The sequence below is a fragment of the Streptomyces solicamelliae genome (genome assembly GCF_045348655.1).
GTDB lineage: Bacteria > Actinomycetota > Actinomycetes > Streptomycetales > Streptomycetaceae > Streptomyces > Streptomyces solicamelliae.
This window is the reverse complement of the sequence record NZ_CP160404.1, coordinates 5085102-5101765: the sequence shown is the minus strand read 5'-3', so window position 1 is coordinate 5101765 and position 16664 is coordinate 5085102. Positions and strand designations below refer to the sequence as shown.

At 70.6% G+C, this 16664-nt stretch carries 10 protein-coding genes; 4 read left to right on the top strand and 6 right to left on the bottom strand.

What is annotated here, in order from left to right; genetic code table 11:
* Window positions 1–55 precede the first annotated feature (55 nt).
* The 4 genes from ABZO31_RS23835 to ABZO31_RS23820 all read left to right on the top strand — a co-directional run bounded on the left by ABZO31_RS23835 (window position 56) and on the right by ABZO31_RS23820 (window position 7219).
* Window positions 56–430 (top strand): CU044_2847 family protein, encoded by a 375-nt coding sequence (locus ABZO31_RS23835; RefSeq protein ID WP_406863315.1) that lies wholly within the window; start codon window positions 56–58, stop codon window positions 428–430.
* Window positions 427–4842 carry a trypsin-like peptidase domain-containing protein gene (locus ABZO31_RS23830; RefSeq protein ID WP_406863314.1) on the top strand — a complete coding sequence of 1472 codons (4416 nt, stop codon included), beginning with the start codon at window positions 427–429 and terminating at the stop codon, window positions 4840–4842. The genes ABZO31_RS23835 and ABZO31_RS23830 overlap by 4 nt, the downstream gene beginning before the upstream one ends.
* Window positions 4843–4922: 80 nt before the next feature.
* Window positions 4923–6065, top strand: coding sequence for a DUF1266 domain-containing protein (locus ABZO31_RS23825; protein ID WP_406863313.1), 1143 nt, complete (start codon window positions 4923–4925; stop codon window positions 6063–6065).
* The gene (locus ABZO31_RS23820) at window positions 6056–7219 is read left to right on the top strand and encodes a DUF1266 domain-containing protein (protein ID WP_406863312.1); all 1164 of its coding nucleotides are present in this window, start codon (window positions 6056–6058) and stop codon (window positions 7217–7219) included. Before ABZO31_RS23825 ends, ABZO31_RS23820 begins: the two co-directional genes overlap by 10 nt.
* A 22-nt stretch (window positions 7220–7241) precedes the next feature.
* Here ABZO31_RS23820 and ABZO31_RS23815 read toward each other — a convergent pair whose 3' ends face one another.
* The 6 genes from ABZO31_RS23815 to ABZO31_RS23790 all read right to left on the bottom strand — a co-directional run bounded on the left by ABZO31_RS23815 (window position 7242) and on the right by ABZO31_RS23790 (window position 16364).
* Window positions 7242–7817 carry a TetR/AcrR family transcriptional regulator gene (locus ABZO31_RS23815; protein ID WP_406863311.1) on the bottom strand — a complete coding sequence of 192 codons (576 nt, stop codon included), beginning with the start codon at window positions 7815–7817 and terminating at the stop codon, window positions 7242–7244.
* Between the two features lie 91 nt (window positions 7818–7908).
* The gene (gene serA / locus ABZO31_RS23810; protein ID WP_406863310.1) at window positions 7909–9498 is read right to left on the bottom strand and encodes a phosphoglycerate dehydrogenase; all 1590 of its coding nucleotides are present in this window, start codon (window positions 9496–9498) and stop codon (window positions 7909–7911) included.
* Window positions 9499–9734: 236 nt separating this feature from the next.
* Entirely contained in the window at window positions 9735–10736 is a 1002-nt protein-coding gene (gene ilvC, locus ABZO31_RS23805; RefSeq protein WP_406863308.1) for a ketol-acid reductoisomerase, read from the bottom strand.
* 108 nt (window positions 10737–10844) lie between these two features.
* Window positions 10845–11369 (bottom strand): acetolactate synthase small subunit, encoded by a 525-nt coding sequence (gene ilvN, locus ABZO31_RS23800; RefSeq protein ID WP_019889675.1) that lies wholly within the window; start codon window positions 11367–11369, stop codon window positions 10845–10847.
* A gap of 29 nt (window positions 11370–11398) precedes the next feature.
* Entirely contained in the window at window positions 11399–13255 is a 1857-nt protein-coding gene (locus tag ABZO31_RS23795) for an acetolactate synthase large subunit (protein ID WP_406863307.1), read from the bottom strand.
* Window positions 13256–13493: 238 nt separating this feature from the next.
* Complete coding sequence (locus tag ABZO31_RS23790) at window positions 13494–16364, bottom strand: putative bifunctional diguanylate cyclase/phosphodiesterase (protein ID WP_406863306.1); 2871 nt, start codon at window positions 16362–16364, stop codon at window positions 13494–13496.
* Window positions 16365–16664: the final 300 nt, after the last annotated feature.

The window sequence follows — 16664 nt, the reverse complement described above, 5'->3', positions numbered from 1 at the left end:
GTACGGTCACCGACGACCGCTGGGGCCCCAACCGCCCAAGCGATGAAGGAGAGTCATGAGCGACCGACCCGTCCACACGGTGGAAGTTCCTCTGGGTGACGGCAATGACGAGTTCGTGCGTGTTCAGATCCGAGAGGTGGACGAGACGCTCGTCCGTGTGGGCCGGGGAGGCCGCTCCGTCGCGCGGGCCGAGCGAACGTTCGGGCAGATGCTGGACACCGTGCGCCCCGTGGCGGAGAGCTTTGTGGGACGGTTCAAGGGGCTTGCGAACGCTCCCGACGAGATCACTCTGGAGTTCGGCGTGTCACTTTCGGCCGAGGCCGACGTAGTGATCGCGAGTACCGCGACGGCGGCCAACTTCTCCGTGAGCCTGACGTGGAACAGCGGTGATGCGAGAAACTCCGATGGAGTCGCCTCGCAGGAGAGTTGACCGACGCGGGACACAACGGGGGCACGGAGGTCACAGTGACGGGGGTTCGAGGCCAGGACACCGAGGAGGCGGAGCTGGCACTGGTGTCCGCCGTACTCCGCATCAAGGGACCGGACGGTTCGATCGGCGGCGCAGGTTTTGTCATCTCTCCGGACCTGGTGCTGACCTGCGCCCATGTGGTGTCGGACGCGCTGGACCGACCCCGGGAGGACACGGTCGAGGTCGGCACCGAGGTCACGGTCGACGTGCCACTGGCCGGGCACGCCGACGGCGTCCACGGGGGCGACCACACTGCCGAGGTCCAGCGCTGGATACCGATCCGACCGGATCACACCGGGGACATCGCTGTCCTCCGGTTGCGGGCCCCGATCCCCGGAGCCCGTCCGCTTCCCGTGGTCGAACCGCGGCGCGGCGTATGGGACCACGATGCGCGCGCCGTTGGCTTCACCGACGACAGTCCGGATGGGATCTGGCAGAGCGGCAGGTTCCGCGGACCCACCCGTCAGGGCTGGATCCAGCTCTCACGGGCCGACGGTGAGGCCGTCTACGTCAAGGGTGGCTTCAGCGGCAGCCCTGTCTGGGACAACGAGCTGGGTGCCGCCGTCGGGCTGATGGTGGCGGCGCAACCGGTACGCGAGGCCCAGCAGGCGTTCGTCCTGCGGATGAGAACCCTGCTCAAGGAAGTGCCCGAACTCGCCCCGTTCGTGAGCCCGGCATCGCCCTTCCGCGGCCTGTCCACGTTCGAGGAGAACGACCGGGACGTCTTCTTCGGCCGGAACGACGACATCGAACGAGTGATCAACGCCCTGCGGGGCGAACAGCCCACCATCACCGTGTACGGGCCGTCGGGCTGCGGCAAGTCGTCACTCGCGCTTGCCGGTGTGGTACCCAGGATGAGACAGGACGGCTACCGGATTCTGCGGGTGAACGCCACCCGTTCCGCTTCCCTGCGGGTCGCGCTCGCCACCGAGCTGTTCGAGATCGCGAGGCTGGAACAGGATGGACCGCCGCGTGAGCAGGACGCCGACCAAGTAGATCGCTGGTTACGTGAGTTAGGGCTTGCGGACACGTTCCACCGGATCACCGGGCGCCCAGCGGCGCGGCTGCTGGTCGTACTCGACCAGGCTGAAGCGCTGCTGAACCGCCCGGAGGCGGAGATCGCTGAGACCGTCGAACTACTGTTCCCGGAACGGCGACCAGCCGGCTCACGGATTCTCGTCACCCTGCGCGCCGACCTCATGGGCGCCGCACTGAGCCACACGCACCTGGGCCCCGCACTGAAGCGCGGCATGACACTCCCGCTCACGCCCATGACCCGGGACCAGCTGCACGAGGTGATCACCGAACCGCTCAAGCACATTCCGGCGGTCGAGTACGACCCCGGGCTTGACCGGCGCATCCTGGACGATGCCGGCGACGAGCCGGGGATTCTGCCACTGCTGGGCTTCGTCCTGGCGCAGTTGTGGGAGCGGCGGTCCGCCGGACGGTTGCGGGCTGCGACGTACGAGGAAATCGGCGGGGTGTCCGGTGCGCTGCGGCACCACGCCGAGAAGGCGTGGCGGGAGTGCGTCACACCTGAGGGTGAGGCCGAGGCACGGCAGCTGCTGACGGGGCTGGTACGGCTCCTGCCGGGCGGCGAGGCACCGCTGCGGCGCGCCCTGACACGCGAAGAGGCCGGAGAAGGGCGCTGGCGCCTGGCGCAGGCACTGGCCGAACGGCGCCTGCTGGTCCTGCACGGCGGCGATGACCGATCGGAGAGCGCGGAGCTGGCCCACGAGGCGCTGATCACGGTATGGCCGGCGCTGGCAGAGCTGGTCCGGGCCGATGCCGATTTCCTCGCGGCGCGGGCGGATCTGCAGCACGAGGTGGAGCGGTGGCGGAAGGCGCACAGCCCGGCCGACCTGCTGCCGGGCAGTCGTCGTCTCGCGGCCTTCGAAGAGAGGCTGCGGGAGCGGGAGGCGGATCTGACCGAAGAACAGCGACAGTTCCTGGCACTGGCCCGTCAGCGCCGACGGGCCAGGCACGTTCAGGTGAGTGCGGGGTGGGTCGCGGTGGTCCTGGCCTTGGTACTGATCGCCGGGCTGGTCACGTTCCTCGTGCGGGAGTCGCAGGTGAGCGCGGAACGGGCGGCGGAGGGACGGTCGCGGGCGCTTGCGCGCCTTTCGGATCAGCTGACGAGGCAGGACCGAGGGAAGGCCGCCCTGGTCGCGATGGCGGCGTACGAGATCTCACCGACAGAGGAAGCCCGTGGCGCGATGCTGCGTCGGTACGACCAACTGAAGCGCAGCACCTGGATGTTGAGCGGCACCGAGGGGCCGATCTCCGATGTGGCGTCGAGTGTGGACGGCCGAGTGGTGCTTGCCACGACGGAGCAAGGGCGAGCCACGCTGTTCGTCCGTACGGCAGAGGGGCGTGTGCTGCAGGAGCATCTACGCCTCGCCGAGCTGGCCTTCAGGCCGCTCGTCAGCAGGGACGGGCGGCGGATCGCCTACATGACGACGGAAGGCAATCTGTACTGGCGTGAGGTGCACGCCCAGACGGCCGGGGCGCGGAGCATGGTGGGGCCCGCGAGCAGTGTTCACGATGGCGCGATCGAGCGTAAGGGCCGCAGCCACCAGCTGCGTAACGACTCCCCCTACCTCGCAGATTTCTCCCCGGACGGCAGGCGGTTGGTCACGATGGCCGACGATGAGCGGCTTCAGGTATGGAACCTGGAGACGAAACAGCCCCGGCAGGTGCCCGGGCGCGCGACCGACGCACGACAGGTGCGGTTCGGACCGGAGGGAAACACCCTTCTGGTCGAGAGGCGCGCACTCGCGACAGACGTGTCCACAGTGACGGCCGTGGACATCCGGACCGGTCGATCGCGTGAACTAGCTGACCGTGTCTCCTTGTTGTTCGATACCGCGCGTGCCTTGTCGGGTGACGGCAGCGTGATCACCGTCTGCCAGGTGCTGGGGGACGACGAAGACGCAGTCCGCTACCGGTCTCTGCGCGTGGCGGACGGCCGTGAGCTGAACCGCTACGACGACGAGAACACAGGGATCTGCGGAGACGTTGCCGCCGACGCAACGGGGAAGCGCTTCGTGGTGCAGGCCAGCTCCGGAGGCTGGACGCTGGTCGACAACCGGCGGGGCGCGAAGACGACATCCGTCACCGGCCCTCGTCAGGCGGGCCCCCTCGGCCTTCGGCAAGCGGGCACCCTCGAAAGGCTCCTTGGAGAGCCGAGCCGTCCGGTCGTCTTCGCATGGGACCCGGAGGCGGTGACCGGTGCTTCACTGACCGAGGACAACCCCGGTGATTCAAGCCTCATCACCAACCATCCGGTGCTGCTCGACGGAGACCTTGTGGTCGCTCGCCTGGGCCGGGTCCTCGACAGCTCCACACTCAGGGAGAGCAGGCTGGCAGTCGTCGACCCGGACGGAAAGGTCGTCTCCGAAGCAAGGCTGCCACCGAGGGACGTACCCAGGTCATCCAGCGTGTCCTTGCAGGGTCAGGTACTGGCCGTCAACGGACGCGGCGATCTGACCGCCAACGTGGTGGGCCGAGACAAGGTCCTGATCCACGAGCTGCCCTCCCTGAGGAAGCTGGCGGAGGTCACCACGGTCCCGCCACCGGTCGACAGGAACGGGACGCCGGAACCGCTGCGACTTCGCTTCACCGGCGAGGGCGACGAGCTCGTGACGGTCTCCGGCAGTCGGATCGAGCACTGGGACGCCCGTAACGGGCACCGTCTTTCGAGGACGCTCGACGCGCGTGAACTGGGCCTCACCAGGAACACCCCACCGTTGTACTCCTCGGACGAGCAGCCCGGCGAATCCGGCTTCCGGGTGAGCGCGTATCCCAGGCCGGGACATGTGCAGATCATGGTGGTGGGCGAGCCGGTCTCGCACATCGTCGATCTGCGGAGCGGCAAGGAGGACAAGGGACTCCGTCTGCGGCTCGGCCCGGACGTCTCCGAGATCGTCAGAAGCGGGAGCTATGCCGCTGTGCGGACCCGGGGCTCCGTGCTGGAGCTGTGGTCGATCCGGCCCGGAGAGCCACCGGAGCGGACCGTGGGCCCGCTGGGACCGCTGAACTCCCGTGGCGAGTGGGGAGCCGGCTTCACCAGAAACGGCAGCGAGTTCTTCCTGGCCAACGGGAACACCGTACGATTCCAGAGCGTTTCGGACGCCGGCCGCTTCGAGTCGTACGACTTCGACACAGATCAGACCTTCTTCGCTGCGAGCAAGGACGGCAGAACGCTTCTGCGGGACGTGGACGGCGCTACGGATCTGATCCGCCTCGACCCCGCACTCTGGAAACGGCACCTCTGCACAGCGGTCGGCCGCGAACTCACCCCCGACGACCGAAGCGGCCTGCCCAGCGGAATCCCGGACCGGATCTGTCCGGATCGGCAGAGTACGTCCTGAGCGCTGGTCTCCGCATCGTGCGCGCGGGCGGCGGCCCGGCGGTGAACGGGCGTGCCGCGGCCGGTCATTAGGATTCGGACATGACTACGGGGAGTCGGTGGGCGCCCACGCCCGCCGAGCAGGCGCTCGGCGATGCCGCGGCGCGGGGGGATCAAGGCGGCGTCCTGGACGTGCTCGGACGGACGCGGGTGTATCTGCTGGTCGCGCGGCTGCACGCCGACGCGCCAGGGTTCGTGCCGCCGCTGCCGACGCAGCGGGACGAGGCGGCGCGGCGGACGGTGGTGCCGGTGCTCACCGAGGGGATGCTGCCGCCGTGGCATCCCGACTGGGTGTTCCAGGAGACCTCGCTGACCGAACTCGCCAAGGCGTGGCCGTCGGAGAAGTGGTGGCTGGCCGTCAACCACGGCACCCCGTACGCGGCGGCGCTGCCGGGCCGGTCCGCCGACCGGCGGGCCTGGCAGGAGGCGGAGGCCCGGGGCGGCGGCCCGGCGAGGCTGCGGCTGCTCACCCACGCGGGCGGCCACCTGCACGGGCCGCTCGCGCAGGCGCTGGCCCTCGGGGCTCACCTCGCCGTGGTCAACGGCATCGTGTGGAACCAGCTCGGCGCCCAGTACCAGGACTACACCTCCGACGTCGCCCGGCTCCGCAGGCCCTGGGGCGTCACCCACCGGGCCGGGTTCCGCGACACCCTCGACTCCCTGATCGCCACCCGGCTCGTGGGGCGGATTCCGGAGTCGGTGCTCGCGGTGCGGCGGCGGCTCGTGCAGCGGCACGGCGCCGAGCCGGGGCCGGAGCAGTGGGCCGCGGAGGTCGCCGCCGCCTTCGACGACCCGTACTCCGGCGACCGCGCGGAGGCCGACGGGTTCCTGCGGAAGATCGCGCACTACGAGGGGCGGTTCCGCGTCGACGGGCTGCTGCCGCCCGGCGGGCGGGTCGACACCCTCGCCGCCTTCGACCACGGCCGGGCCGTGAACGTCGTCCGGCTGGCGCTGGGCGCGCGGTACTGCGACCCGTACGAGGCCGAGCAGTCGGTGCTCAAGGTGCTCGGACCCGCGCTGCGGTCCTACGACTCCTGGTCCGCGTACTCGCTCGGCTATCTGCTCGCCCGGCTGATCCACTTCGACGAGGGCGACCCCGAGCCGCTGTACCGGGAGTCCGTCGCCGTCCACCGGGCGCTCACCCAGGACCCCTCCGCCCCCTACCGGAACATCCCATGGTCATGACCACCCCGCACCCCGCTCCCTGGATCCCGCCCACCGAGACCGAGCAGCGGCTGCACGAGGCGGCCATGCGCGGTGACGTCGAGGGGCAGCTGCGCGTCCTGGCCGAGGCGCAGCTCTTCGTCGGCGCGCCGCGGGCGGAGGTCGACGCCGCACCGGACTCCGTCTACTGGCGGCCGCTGCAGATCGCGGGCGGGCCGCTCGTCCGGCCGATCCTGACCCGCGGGATGCTGCCGCCCTGGCACCCCGACTGGGTGTTCCACGGCGTCACGCTGAAGTGGGCCGCCGAGTTCCCCTGGCACGACCCGCGGCTGCTGCTCGCCGTCAACGGCGGTACGCCGGGCCAGCTCCTGCTGCCCGCCCAGCCCGAGCACCGGGCGCTGTGGATGCGGGCGTACGCCGAGAAGGAGCGGGGCCCCGGCGACCGGCTGGTCGCCCTGCGGCACGGCGCGCTGCACGGTCCGCTCGCGTACGGGCTGGCCTGCGGCGCCCACCTGGCCTTCGTGAACGGTGTGCCGTGGAACGAGGTCGGCACCGCGTACCACGGCTACACCGACGAGCTGGACACGCTCCGCGAGTCCTGGGACGTCACCGACCGGACCGGCTGGCAGCAGGAGCTGAACGCGCTGCTCGACGCGCGCAACAGCCCGCCCGAGCCGGACTTCGCGCTGCGGATCCGGGAGCAGCTGCGGATCAGCGGCGGCGAGCCGCCGTCGCCCGACCTGTGGCGGGAGACGGCCGCCGGGCACGCCCAGGACCTGGGCGCGAGCCCGGCGTCGGTGCGGCACATCGAGGAGCTGGTGCGGCGCATCCTGCGGTACGAGGCCCGGTTCCGCGCCGACGGGCTGCTGCCACCGGACGGGCGGGTGCGGACGACGGTCGCGTACGACTACGGGCGGGCGGTCAACATGGCCCGCTGGGGGCTGTCGGCGCGGTTCTGCTCGCCGCCGGAGGCCGAGCAGGCGATCGTCCACGCGGGGGCGCTGAGCCGGTCCGCGTACCGGTCGTGGCAGGAGTACTCGGCGGGGTACGCGCTGGGGCGGGTGCTGCGGTTCGACGGCGAGGAGTACGGGCGGTGGCACGAGGGGAACGTGGCCGCCCACCGGGCCCTCACCGAGCACGAGGGCAGCCCCTGGCGGAACATCCCCTGGCGCTGAACCGCAGGAATCCGGCGCCCCGTCAGTCCCGCTCCCCCATCAGGACCTTGAGGCCCTCCGTCAGGTCGTCGGCGGACGGCGCGGTCTCCGGGTCGACCATCCACTGGATCATCACGCCGGTCGCGAGGGCCTGTACCAGCAGGCCGGCGACCCGCGCCTTCTCCGGGTCGGCCTCGGGGTCGAGGCCGAGGAAGCCCTCCGCCATGCCGAGCCGGCCCTCGCGCTGGGGTTCACGGATCGCCTCGCGCAGCTTCTCGTCGTCGTCGAGGCGGGTGACCACCTCGGTCTGCAGCTTCCACAGCGGGCGGCTGTCCCCGGCGGTGGCGATCAGCCGTTCCCAGACGTCGTGGAAACGCCGGTAGGGGTCGGCGGGCAGGTCCTTGCGGACCTCCTCGGCCGGGCCGGCCTGCTCGCCCCACTCCTCGGTCAGCGCGAGGAAGGCCTGCTGGAGCAGGGCGTCCTTGGAGCCGTAGTGGTAGCCGATGGAGGCGAGGTTGGTGCCGGAGGCGGCGACGATGTCGCGGGCGGTGGTGCGCCCGTACCCCTTCTCCAGGAGACAGCGCTTGGCGCCCTCCAGCAGGTCTTCCTTGTGTCCCATGACAGCACTGTACCCGGACCTTAGACGTCCGTGTAAGACGAACGTCTAAGACCCGGGTACGCGGGTGCACGGCCGGAGGATCCGCCGGGCGTCAGACCAGGTTCACCACACGGGCCGAGGTCGCGCCGATCGCCGCGGCCAGGTCGGCCAGCACGTTCGCCGGGACGGTGTCGTCCACGGTCAGCACGGCCAGCGCCTCGCCGCCCTCCTCGGCACGGGCGACCTGCATGCCCGCGATGTTCAGACCCGCCTCGCCGAGGATCCGGCCGACGGTGCCGACGACACCCGGGCGGTCCTCGTAGCGCAGCACGACCATGTGGTCGGCGAGTGCCAGGTCCACGTCGTAGTCGCCGATGCCGACGATCTTCTGGAAGTGCTTGGGGCCGGCCAGCGTGCCGGAGACCGCGACCTCCTCGCCGCCGGAGAGCGTGCCGCGCACGGTCACCAGGTTGCGGTGGTCCGGGGACTCGCTGCTGGTGGTCAGACGCACCTCGACACCGCGCTCCTGCGCGAACAGCGGGGCGTTCACGTACGAGACGGTCTCGTCGACGACGTCCTCGAACACGCCCTTCAGCGCGGAGAGTTCGAGCACCTTCACGTCGTGCTGGGTGATCTCGCCGTACACCTCGACGTCGAGCCGGACCGCGACCTCGCCGGCCAGCGCGGTGAAGATCCGGCCGAGCCGCTCGGCCAGCGGCAGACCCGGCTTCACGTCCTCGGCGATGACGCCGCCCTGGACGTTGACCGCGTCCGGGACCAGCTCGCCGGCGAGCGCCAGACGCACCGAGCGGGCGACCGCGATGCCGGCCTTCTCCTGGGCCTCGTCCGTGGACGCGCCGAGGTGCGGGGTGCAGACGACCTGGTCGAGCTCGAAGAGCGGGGAGTCCGTGCAGGGCTCCTTCGCGTACACGTCGAGACCGGCGCCTGCGACCCGGCCCTCCTTGAGGGCGGAGTACAGCGCGGCCTCGTCGACGATGCCACCACGGGCCGCGTTGACGACCCGGACGGTCGGCTTGACCTTGTGCAGCGCCTCGTCGCCGATGAGACCGAGGGTCTCCGGGGTCTTCGGCAGGTGGACGGTGATGAAGTCGGCGACCTCGAGCAGCTCGTCCAGGGACAGCAGCTTCACGCCCATCTGGGCGGCGCGGGCCGGCTGCACGTAGGGGTCGTACGCGACGATCTTCATGCCGAACGCGGACATCCGCTGGGCGACCAGGACACCGATGCGGCCGAGGCCGACGACGCCGAGGACCTTCTCGCTGAGCTCGACGCCGGTGTACTTCGAGCGCTTCCACTCGCCGTTCTTCAGCGCGGTGTTGGCCTGCGGGATGTTGCGCGCGGTGGCGACGAGCAGACCGCAGGCGAGTTCGGCGGCGGTGACGATGTTGGAGGTCGGGGCGTTCACGACCATCACGCCGGCCTTGGTGGCGGCGGAGACGTCCACGTTGTCCAGGCCGACGCCGGCGCGGGCGACGACACGCAGCTTCTTGGCGGCGGCGATGGCCTCGGCGTCGACCTTGGTGGCGGAGCGGATCAGGATCGCGTCCACGTCGGCGATGGCGGGCAGCAGCTCGGCGCGGTCCGCGCCGTTGCAGCTCCGGATCTCGAAGTCCGGGCCGAGCGCGTCGACGGTGGCGGGCGACAGCTCTTCAGCGATGAGTACGACAGGTTTCGAGCTCACGTGAATCCTCACAGAGGCAGTGCGGACGGCCGTCCCGACGGCCGCAGGCGGTGGAGGGGCTAGCCGCGTGGAAGACGCACGACGCTGTGGGCCTGACGCGATGTTGTTCAAGAGTGTAGTGCCGGACGGGTGCATCCATTCCGCCGTGGCGGAAGGATCACCCGTCCGTGGTTGGACTGACTGTCCAATGATGTGCCGCGGGGCCGGACATCGTGTCCGGCCCCGCGGCCGGAGGCTTACGCCTCCTCGTCGTTCACCCAGCTCATGAGCTTGCGCAGCTCCTTGCCGGTGGTCTCCAGGAGGTGCTTCTCGTCCTGGGTCTTGTACTCGTTGTACTTCTTCAGACCGCCGTGGTACTCGTCCATCCAGTTCTTGGCGAAGGTGCCGTCCTGGATCTCGGCGAGGACCTGCTTCATCTCGGCCTTGGTGGCGTCGGTGATGATCCGCGGGCCGGTGACGTAGTCGCCCCACTCTGCGGTCTCGGAGACGGACCAGCGCATCTTCTCCAGGCCGCCCTCGTACATGAGGTCCACGATCAGCTTCAGCTCGTGGAGGCACTCGAAGTACGCGATCTCCGGCTGGTAGCCGGCCTCGACCAGGGTCTCGAAGCCCGCCTTGACCAGCGCGGACGCGCCACCGCAGAGGACGGCCTGCTCACCGAACAGGTCGGTCTCGGTCTCCTCGGTGAAGGTGGTCTTGATCACGCCGGCGCGGGTGCCGCCGATGGCCTTGGCGTAGGAGAGCGCCAGGGCGAAGGCGTTGCCGGTCGCGTCCTGCTCGACGGCGGCGATCGCGGGGACGCCGCGGCCCTCCTCGTACTGGCGGCGGACCAGGTGGCCCGGGCCCTTCGGGGCGACCAGGGCGACGTCGACGCCGGCCGGGGGCTTGATGAAGCCGAAGCGGACGTTGAAGCCGTGGGCGAAGAACAGCGCCTTGCCGTCCTTCAGGTTCGGCGCGATGGCCTCCTCGTACACCTTCGCCTGGATCGGGTCCGGGATGAGGATCATGATGACGTCGGCCTCGGCGGCCGCCTCGGCAGGCGTGACCACGCGCAGACCCTGCTCCTCGGCCTTGGCCTTGGACTTGGAGCCCTCGTGCAGACCGACGCGGACGTCGACACCCGAGTCGCGGAGCGACAGCGCGTGGGCGTGGCCCTGGCTGCCGTAACCGATCACCGCGACCTTGCGGCCCTGGATGATGGACAGGTCGGCGTCGTCGTCGTAGAACAGCTCGGCCACTGGGATTCTCCTTGTGTGCTGGTGTTGCTTCCCACCGTACGGCGGGAGGGGGAAGGGAAGTCTTCTGGTCTCGTCAGGCGGAACGGTCGCGTCGGCCGGAACGGCCGGTCAGGCCGAACGGTCGAGGGCCCGCAGGGACCGGTCCGTGATGGACCGGGCGCCACGCCCTATGGCGATCGTGCCCGACTGGACGAGCTCCTTGATGCCGAACTGCTCCAGCATCTTGAGCATCGCGTCGAGCTTGTCGCTCGAACCGGTGGCCTCGATGGTGACCGCCTCGGGCGAGACGTCCACGGTCTTGGCGCGGAACAGCTGGACGATCTCGACGATCTGGGAGCGGGTCTCGTTGTCGGCGCGGACCTTCACCAGGACGAGCTCGCGCTGGATCGCGGCGCTGGGCTCGAGTTCGACGATCTTCAGGACGTTGACCAGCTTGTTGAGCTGCTTGGTCACCTGCTCCAGCGGCAGGTCCTCGACATTGACCACGATGGTGATGCGGGAGATGTCGGGGTGCTCGGTGACACCGACGGCGAGCGAGTCGATGTTGAAGCCGCGGCGGGAGAAGAGCGCGGCGATGCGGGCCAGGATGCCGGGGGTGTTCTCGACCAGGACCGAGAGGGTGTGCTTGGACATGGTGTTCTCGCTGTCTCTCTCTCGGGCTCTCAGTCGTCCTCGCCGTCGCCGAAGTCCGGGCGGACTCCGCGCGCGGCCATGACCTCGTCGTTGGAGGTGCCGGCGGCGACCATCGGCCAGACCTGGGCGTCCTCGTGGACGATGAAGTCGATGACGACGGGGCGGTCGTTGATGGCGTTGGCCTGCTCGATGACCTTGTCGAGGTCCGCCGGGTCCTCGCAGCGCAGGGCGACGCAGCCCATGGCCTCGGACAGCTTGACGAAGTCCGGGATGCGGGTGCCGCGGGCCTCCGGGTTGACGTCGTCCGGGCCGGAGTGCAGGACCGTGTTCGAGTAGCGCTGGTTGTAGAACAGCGTCTGCCACTGGCGGACCATGCCGAGGGCGCCGTTGTTGATGATGGCGACCTTGATCGGGATGTTGTTCAGGGCGCAGGTGACCAGTTCCTGATTGGTCATCTGGAAGCAGCCGTCGCCGTCGATCGCCCAGACCGGGCGGTCCGGCATGCCGGCCTTGGCGCCCATGGCGGCGGGGACCGCGTAGCCCATGGTTCCGGCGCCGCCGGAGTTCAGCCAGGTGGCGGGCTTCTCGTAGTTGATGAAGTGGGCGGCCCACATCTGGTGCTGGCCGACGCCGGCCGCGTAGATGGTGTCGGCCGGGGCGAGCTCGCCGATGCGCTGGATGACCTGCTGCGGCGAGAGGCTGCCGTCCTCCGGCAGGTCGTAGCCGAGCGGGTAGGTCTCGCGCCAGCGGTTCAGGTCGCTCCACCAGGCGCTGTAGTCGCCCCGGCTGCCCTCGCTGTGCTCGGCCTGGACGGCCTGGACCAGGTCGGCGATGACCTCGCGGGCGTCGCCGACGATCGGCACGTCGGCGGTGCGGTTCTTGCCGATCTCGGCCGGGTCGATGTCCGCGTGGACGATCTTGGCGAACGGGGCGAAGCTGTCCAGCTTGCCGGTGACGCGGTCGTCGAAGCGGGCGCCGAGGGCGACGATGAGGTCGGCCTTCTGCAGCGCGGTGACGGCGGTGACCGCGCCGTGCATGCCGGGCATGCCGACGTGCTGCGGGTGGCTGTCGGGGAACGCCCCCAGCGCCATCAGGGTGGTGGTGACCGGGGCGCCGGTCAGCTCGGCGAGGACCTTCAGCTCCGCGGTGGCGCCGGCCTTGAGCACCCCGCCGCCGACGTACAGGACGGGGCGCTTGGCGCCGGTGATCAGCTTCGCGGCCTCGCGGATCTGCTTGGCGTGCGGCTTGGTGACCGGGCGGTAGCCGGGCAGGTCGGTCTGCGGCGGCCAGCTGAAGGTGGTCTTCGCCTGCAGGGCGTCCTTGGCGATGTCGACCAGGACCGGGCCGGGGCGGCCGGTGGAGGCGATGTGGAACGCCTCGGCGATGGTCCGCGGGATGTCCTCGGCCTTGGTGACCAGGAAGTTGTGCTTGGTGATCGGCATCGTGATGCCGCAGATGTCCGCCTCCTGGAAGGCGTCGGTACCGATCGCCTTGGAGGACACCTGGCCGGTGATCGCGACCAGCGGGACGGAGTCCATGTGCGCGTCGGCGATCGGGGTGACCAGGTTGGTCGCGCCCGGGCCGGAGGTGGCCATGCAGACGCCGACCTTGCCCGTGGCCTGCGCGTAACCGGTCGCGGCGTGGCCGGCGCCCTGCTCGTGCCGGACGAGGACGTGACGGACCTTGGTGGAGTCCATCATCGGGTCGTACGCGGGGAGGATGGCGCCGCCGGGAATGCCGAAGACGGTGTCGGCCCCCACTTCCTCGAGAGAGCGGATGAGGGACTGCGCGCCCGTGACGTGCTCAACGGTGGCGGAGGGCTGTCCGCCGGTACGGGCCCGCGGCTGCGGATGGTGGGCCCCGGAGGCCTGCTCGGTCATCGGCATTCTCTTCTCGAAGCTGAGGGTTTTCGCTGGGGTGTCGCTGGGGGTTTCGCGAGGTTTGAGCGGGTTTTGACGAGTGCCAGTGCAACAAAAAACCCCTCGTGCCAAGTGGCAAGCGAGGGGAGCGCGTCGGGTGTGTCACGAGCGGGACCGTCGAGGCCCTGCTTCAGCCGACGCGCTTTCCAAGTACGAGAATTCGGGTGCGCATGGCACTGACCCTCCCCCCGACGCACTACCACTGTCAAGTGGGTGGGACGCGCGTCTCAGTATGTGAGCGGAACGGGGGACGTCCGGTGGTACGGATCCGGCCGCTCAGAGCGGGTACGCCGCCGGGAACCGGATAGTCGTCCCGGACCAGTGCGCGGCGCAACCGGTATTCGTCCAGCGGGCCGGAGAAGGCCATGCCCTGGCCGTGGGTGCAGCCCATGGCGCGCAGCGCGAGCACCTGCTCGGGGACGTCCACGCCGTCGGCCACCGACTGCATGCCGAGGTCGCAGGCGATCCGGAGCAGCCCGGCGGTGATCTTGCGCAGCCGGGCGGACTCGACGACGCCCTCGACCAGTCCCCTGTCCAGTTTCAGTACGTCGACGGGGAGCCGGCGCAGCGCGTTGATGGCCGCGTAGCCGCTGCCGAAGCCGTCCAGGGAGATCCGTACGCCGAGCCGGCGCAGGGCGAGCAGCCGCTGCTCCAGCTCGTCGAAGGAGATCCGCGGGTCGCTGTCGGCGAGTTCGATGATCAGCGCGCCGGAGGGCAGCTCGTGTCTCGTGAGCAGGGCTTCGACGGAGCCGAGCGGCAGCGACTTGTCGAGCAGCCGGTGGGCGGGCAGCCGGATCGACACGGGGGTGCGGTGGCCGAGGCGGGCGCGCTCTGCGGCCTGGGCGACGGCCTCCTCCAGGAGCCAGCGGCCCAGCTCGGCGGTGCGGTCGTTGTCGTCGGCGACCCGCAGGAACTCGGCCGGGGTGAACAGGATGCCCTGGGCGGAGCGCCAGCGGGCCTGGGCGGCGACGGCGGCGATCCGGCCGGTGGCGAGGTTCACCACCGGCTGGTGCAGCAGGGCGAACTCGCCGTCGAGCAGGGCGCTGCGCAGCCGTGCGGCGAGTTCGGTGCGGCGGACGACCTCGGCCTGCATCTGGGGGGCGTAGAGCTCCACGCGGTCCTTGCCGCCCGCCTTGGCGCGGTACATGGCGAGGTCGGCGTTGCGCAGCAGGTCGCCGGCGCTGATGCCGGGCTCGGCGAAGGCCACGCCGATGGAGGCGGCGACGCGCACCTCGGTGCCCTCGACGCGGTACGGCCGGGAGAGCGTGAGGCGGAGCCGGTCGGCGATCTCGTGGACCTGACACTCGCGGGCAGTCTGGTCGCGGGCGCCGCCGCCGAGGATCAGCGCGGCGAACTCGTCGCCGCCGAGCCGGGCGGCGGTGTCCCCGGCGCGCACGGAGTCCTGGAGGCGGCGGGCGGCCTGGATCAGCAGTTCGTCGCCGGCCTGGTGGCCGAGGCGGTCGTTGATGCCCTTGAAGCCGTCGAGGTCGATGAAGAGCACGGCGGCTCCGGCGTCGCCGGCCCGGCGGCCGCTGAGCGCCATGCGGACCCGTTCGGTGAACAGGGCGCGGTTGGGCAGGTCGGTGAGCGGGTCGTGCTCGGCGTTGTGCCGCAACTGGGCCTGGAGGCGGACGCGTTCGGTGACGTCACGGCTGTTGAAGATCAGGCCGCCCTGGTGACGGTTGACGGTGGACTCGACGTTGAGCCAGTCTCCGCGACCCGAGCGGAAGCGGCACTCGATGCGGGTGGTGGGCTCGTCGACGGGCGAGGCGGCGAGGAAGCGCCGTACCTCGTGGACCACGGCCCCGAGGTCCTCGGGATGGATCAGGGAGGCGAGTTCGGAGCCGATCAGCTCGTCGGCCTCGCGCCCGTAGACACCGGAGGCGGCGGGGCTGACGTACCGGAGTATGCCGCTCGGCGCGGCGATCATGATGACGTCGCTGGATCCCTGGACGAGGGACCTGAAGTGGTTCTCCTTCTGCGCCAGTTCATGGGTCAGCGCGATGTTGTCGAGCAGCATGATGCCCTGCCGGACGACGAGGGCGAGCACGACGGTGCAGCCGGTGAAGACGACCACGCGGTCCACTCTGCGTCCCTCGGTGACGTTGTACAGGATGCCCAGGGTGCACACGGCCGCCGCCAGGTAGGGCGTGAGGGCGGCGAGCGAGCCCGCGACGGGGCGGCTCCGGTCGCGCGGCGGGCGGGGCGGGCCGGTGGGCTCGACGGTCCGGCGCACGCCCCAGGGCGCGTACGCGAGGAGCAGCGAGCCGGCGAACCAGCCGGCGTCGAGCAGCTGGCCGGAGCGGTAGCTCTCGCGCAGCAGCGGGGAGGTGAACAGGGCGTCGCACAGCACGGTGAGCGCCAGGGCGGCGATCGCGGTGTTGGTGGCCGAGCGGTTGGCGTTGGAGCGGCGGAAGTGCAGGGCCAGGACCATGCTGACGAGCACGATGTCGAGCAGCGGGTAGGCGAGCGAGAGGGCGGCCTGGGCGACGCTCTCGCCCTGGAAGTGCGTGGTGTGGGCGAGGGCGAGGCTCCAGGAGAGCGTCAGCAGGGAGCCGCCGATGAGCCAGGCGTCGAGCACGAGGCAGACCCAGCCGGCCCTGGTGACGGGCTTCTTGGCGAGGACGAGGAGGCCGACGATGGCGGGCGGCGCGAAGAGCAGGAAGAACACGTCGGCCAGGGAGCGGCCGGGCACGTCCTGTTCGAGGACGACCTCGTACCACCCCCAGACCGCGTTTCCGCAGGCGGCCATGGCGGAGGAGAAGGCGAACAGGAGCCAGGCGGGCCGGAAGCGGATGTCGCGCAGCCGGCCGTAGAGGAAGCAGGAGACCGCAGCGGCGAGGGCGGCGGCGCTGAGCCCGAAGTCCCCCATGATCAGGGCCAGTCGCGGGGAGCCCCAGCCGAGGGCGGCGCCGGCCGCGTAGCCGGCACAGGTGACGGCGAGGGCGAGCTGGCCGGCGAGGGTGCGGCCCACGCCGGGCGGAGGGTCCGGCCGGCGGGCGGGGCCGCCCCCGCCGCCCGCGGGTCCGCCGCCGCGGACCGGGCGGCGGCCGAGGAGCGCTCCCGGGGCACTCATCGGAGGTCCCTGGAGGGCGGCTTCGTGCGCACCGGCGGCCTGGTGCGCCGCTTCGGGGCGCGGGAGGGTCGCCGACGACGGCCCCGCCGCGTCGGATCGTCGGTCCTTCGGCCGTACATCACCCGTCGCCCCCCTCGGAATCTGATGACCCGTCACGTCACTCCCCGGCGTCATACCCTTACTCGACGCAGTCCCCCGCTCCGGACGATACACCAGGATTGTCACGCAGGGACAGGGTCCGTCTACGCTCCGTGACGATCAACTGATCGTCGGTACTCCGCGCACACGTTCACATCCGGA

Coding starts and splice junctions, on each gene's coding strand:
- ABZO31_RS23795 (WP_406863307.1), bottom strand. CDS start 13,255: ATGCCGATGACCGAGCAGGCCTCCGGGGCCCACCATCCGCAGCCGCGG.
- ABZO31_RS23825 (WP_406863313.1), top strand. CDS start 4,923: ATGACTACGGGGAGTCGGTGGGCGCCCACGCCCGCCGAGCAGGCGCTC.
- ABZO31_RS23815 (WP_406863311.1), bottom strand. CDS start 7,817: ATGGGACACAAGGAAGACCTGCTGGAGGGCGCCAAGCGCTGTCTCCTG.
- ABZO31_RS23835 (WP_406863315.1), top strand. CDS start 56: ATGAGCGACCGACCCGTCCACACGGTGGAAGTTCCTCTGGGTGACGGC.
- ilvN (WP_019889675.1), bottom strand. CDS start 11,369: ATGTCCAAGCACACCCTCTCGGTCCTGGTCGAGAACACCCCCGGCATC.
- ABZO31_RS23790 (WP_406863306.1), bottom strand. CDS start 16,364: ATGAGTGCCCCGGGAGCGCTCCTCGGCCGCCGCCCGGTCCGCGGCGGC.
- ABZO31_RS23820 (WP_406863312.1), top strand. CDS start 6,056: ATGGTCATGACCACCCCGCACCCCGCTCCCTGGATCCCGCCCACCGAG.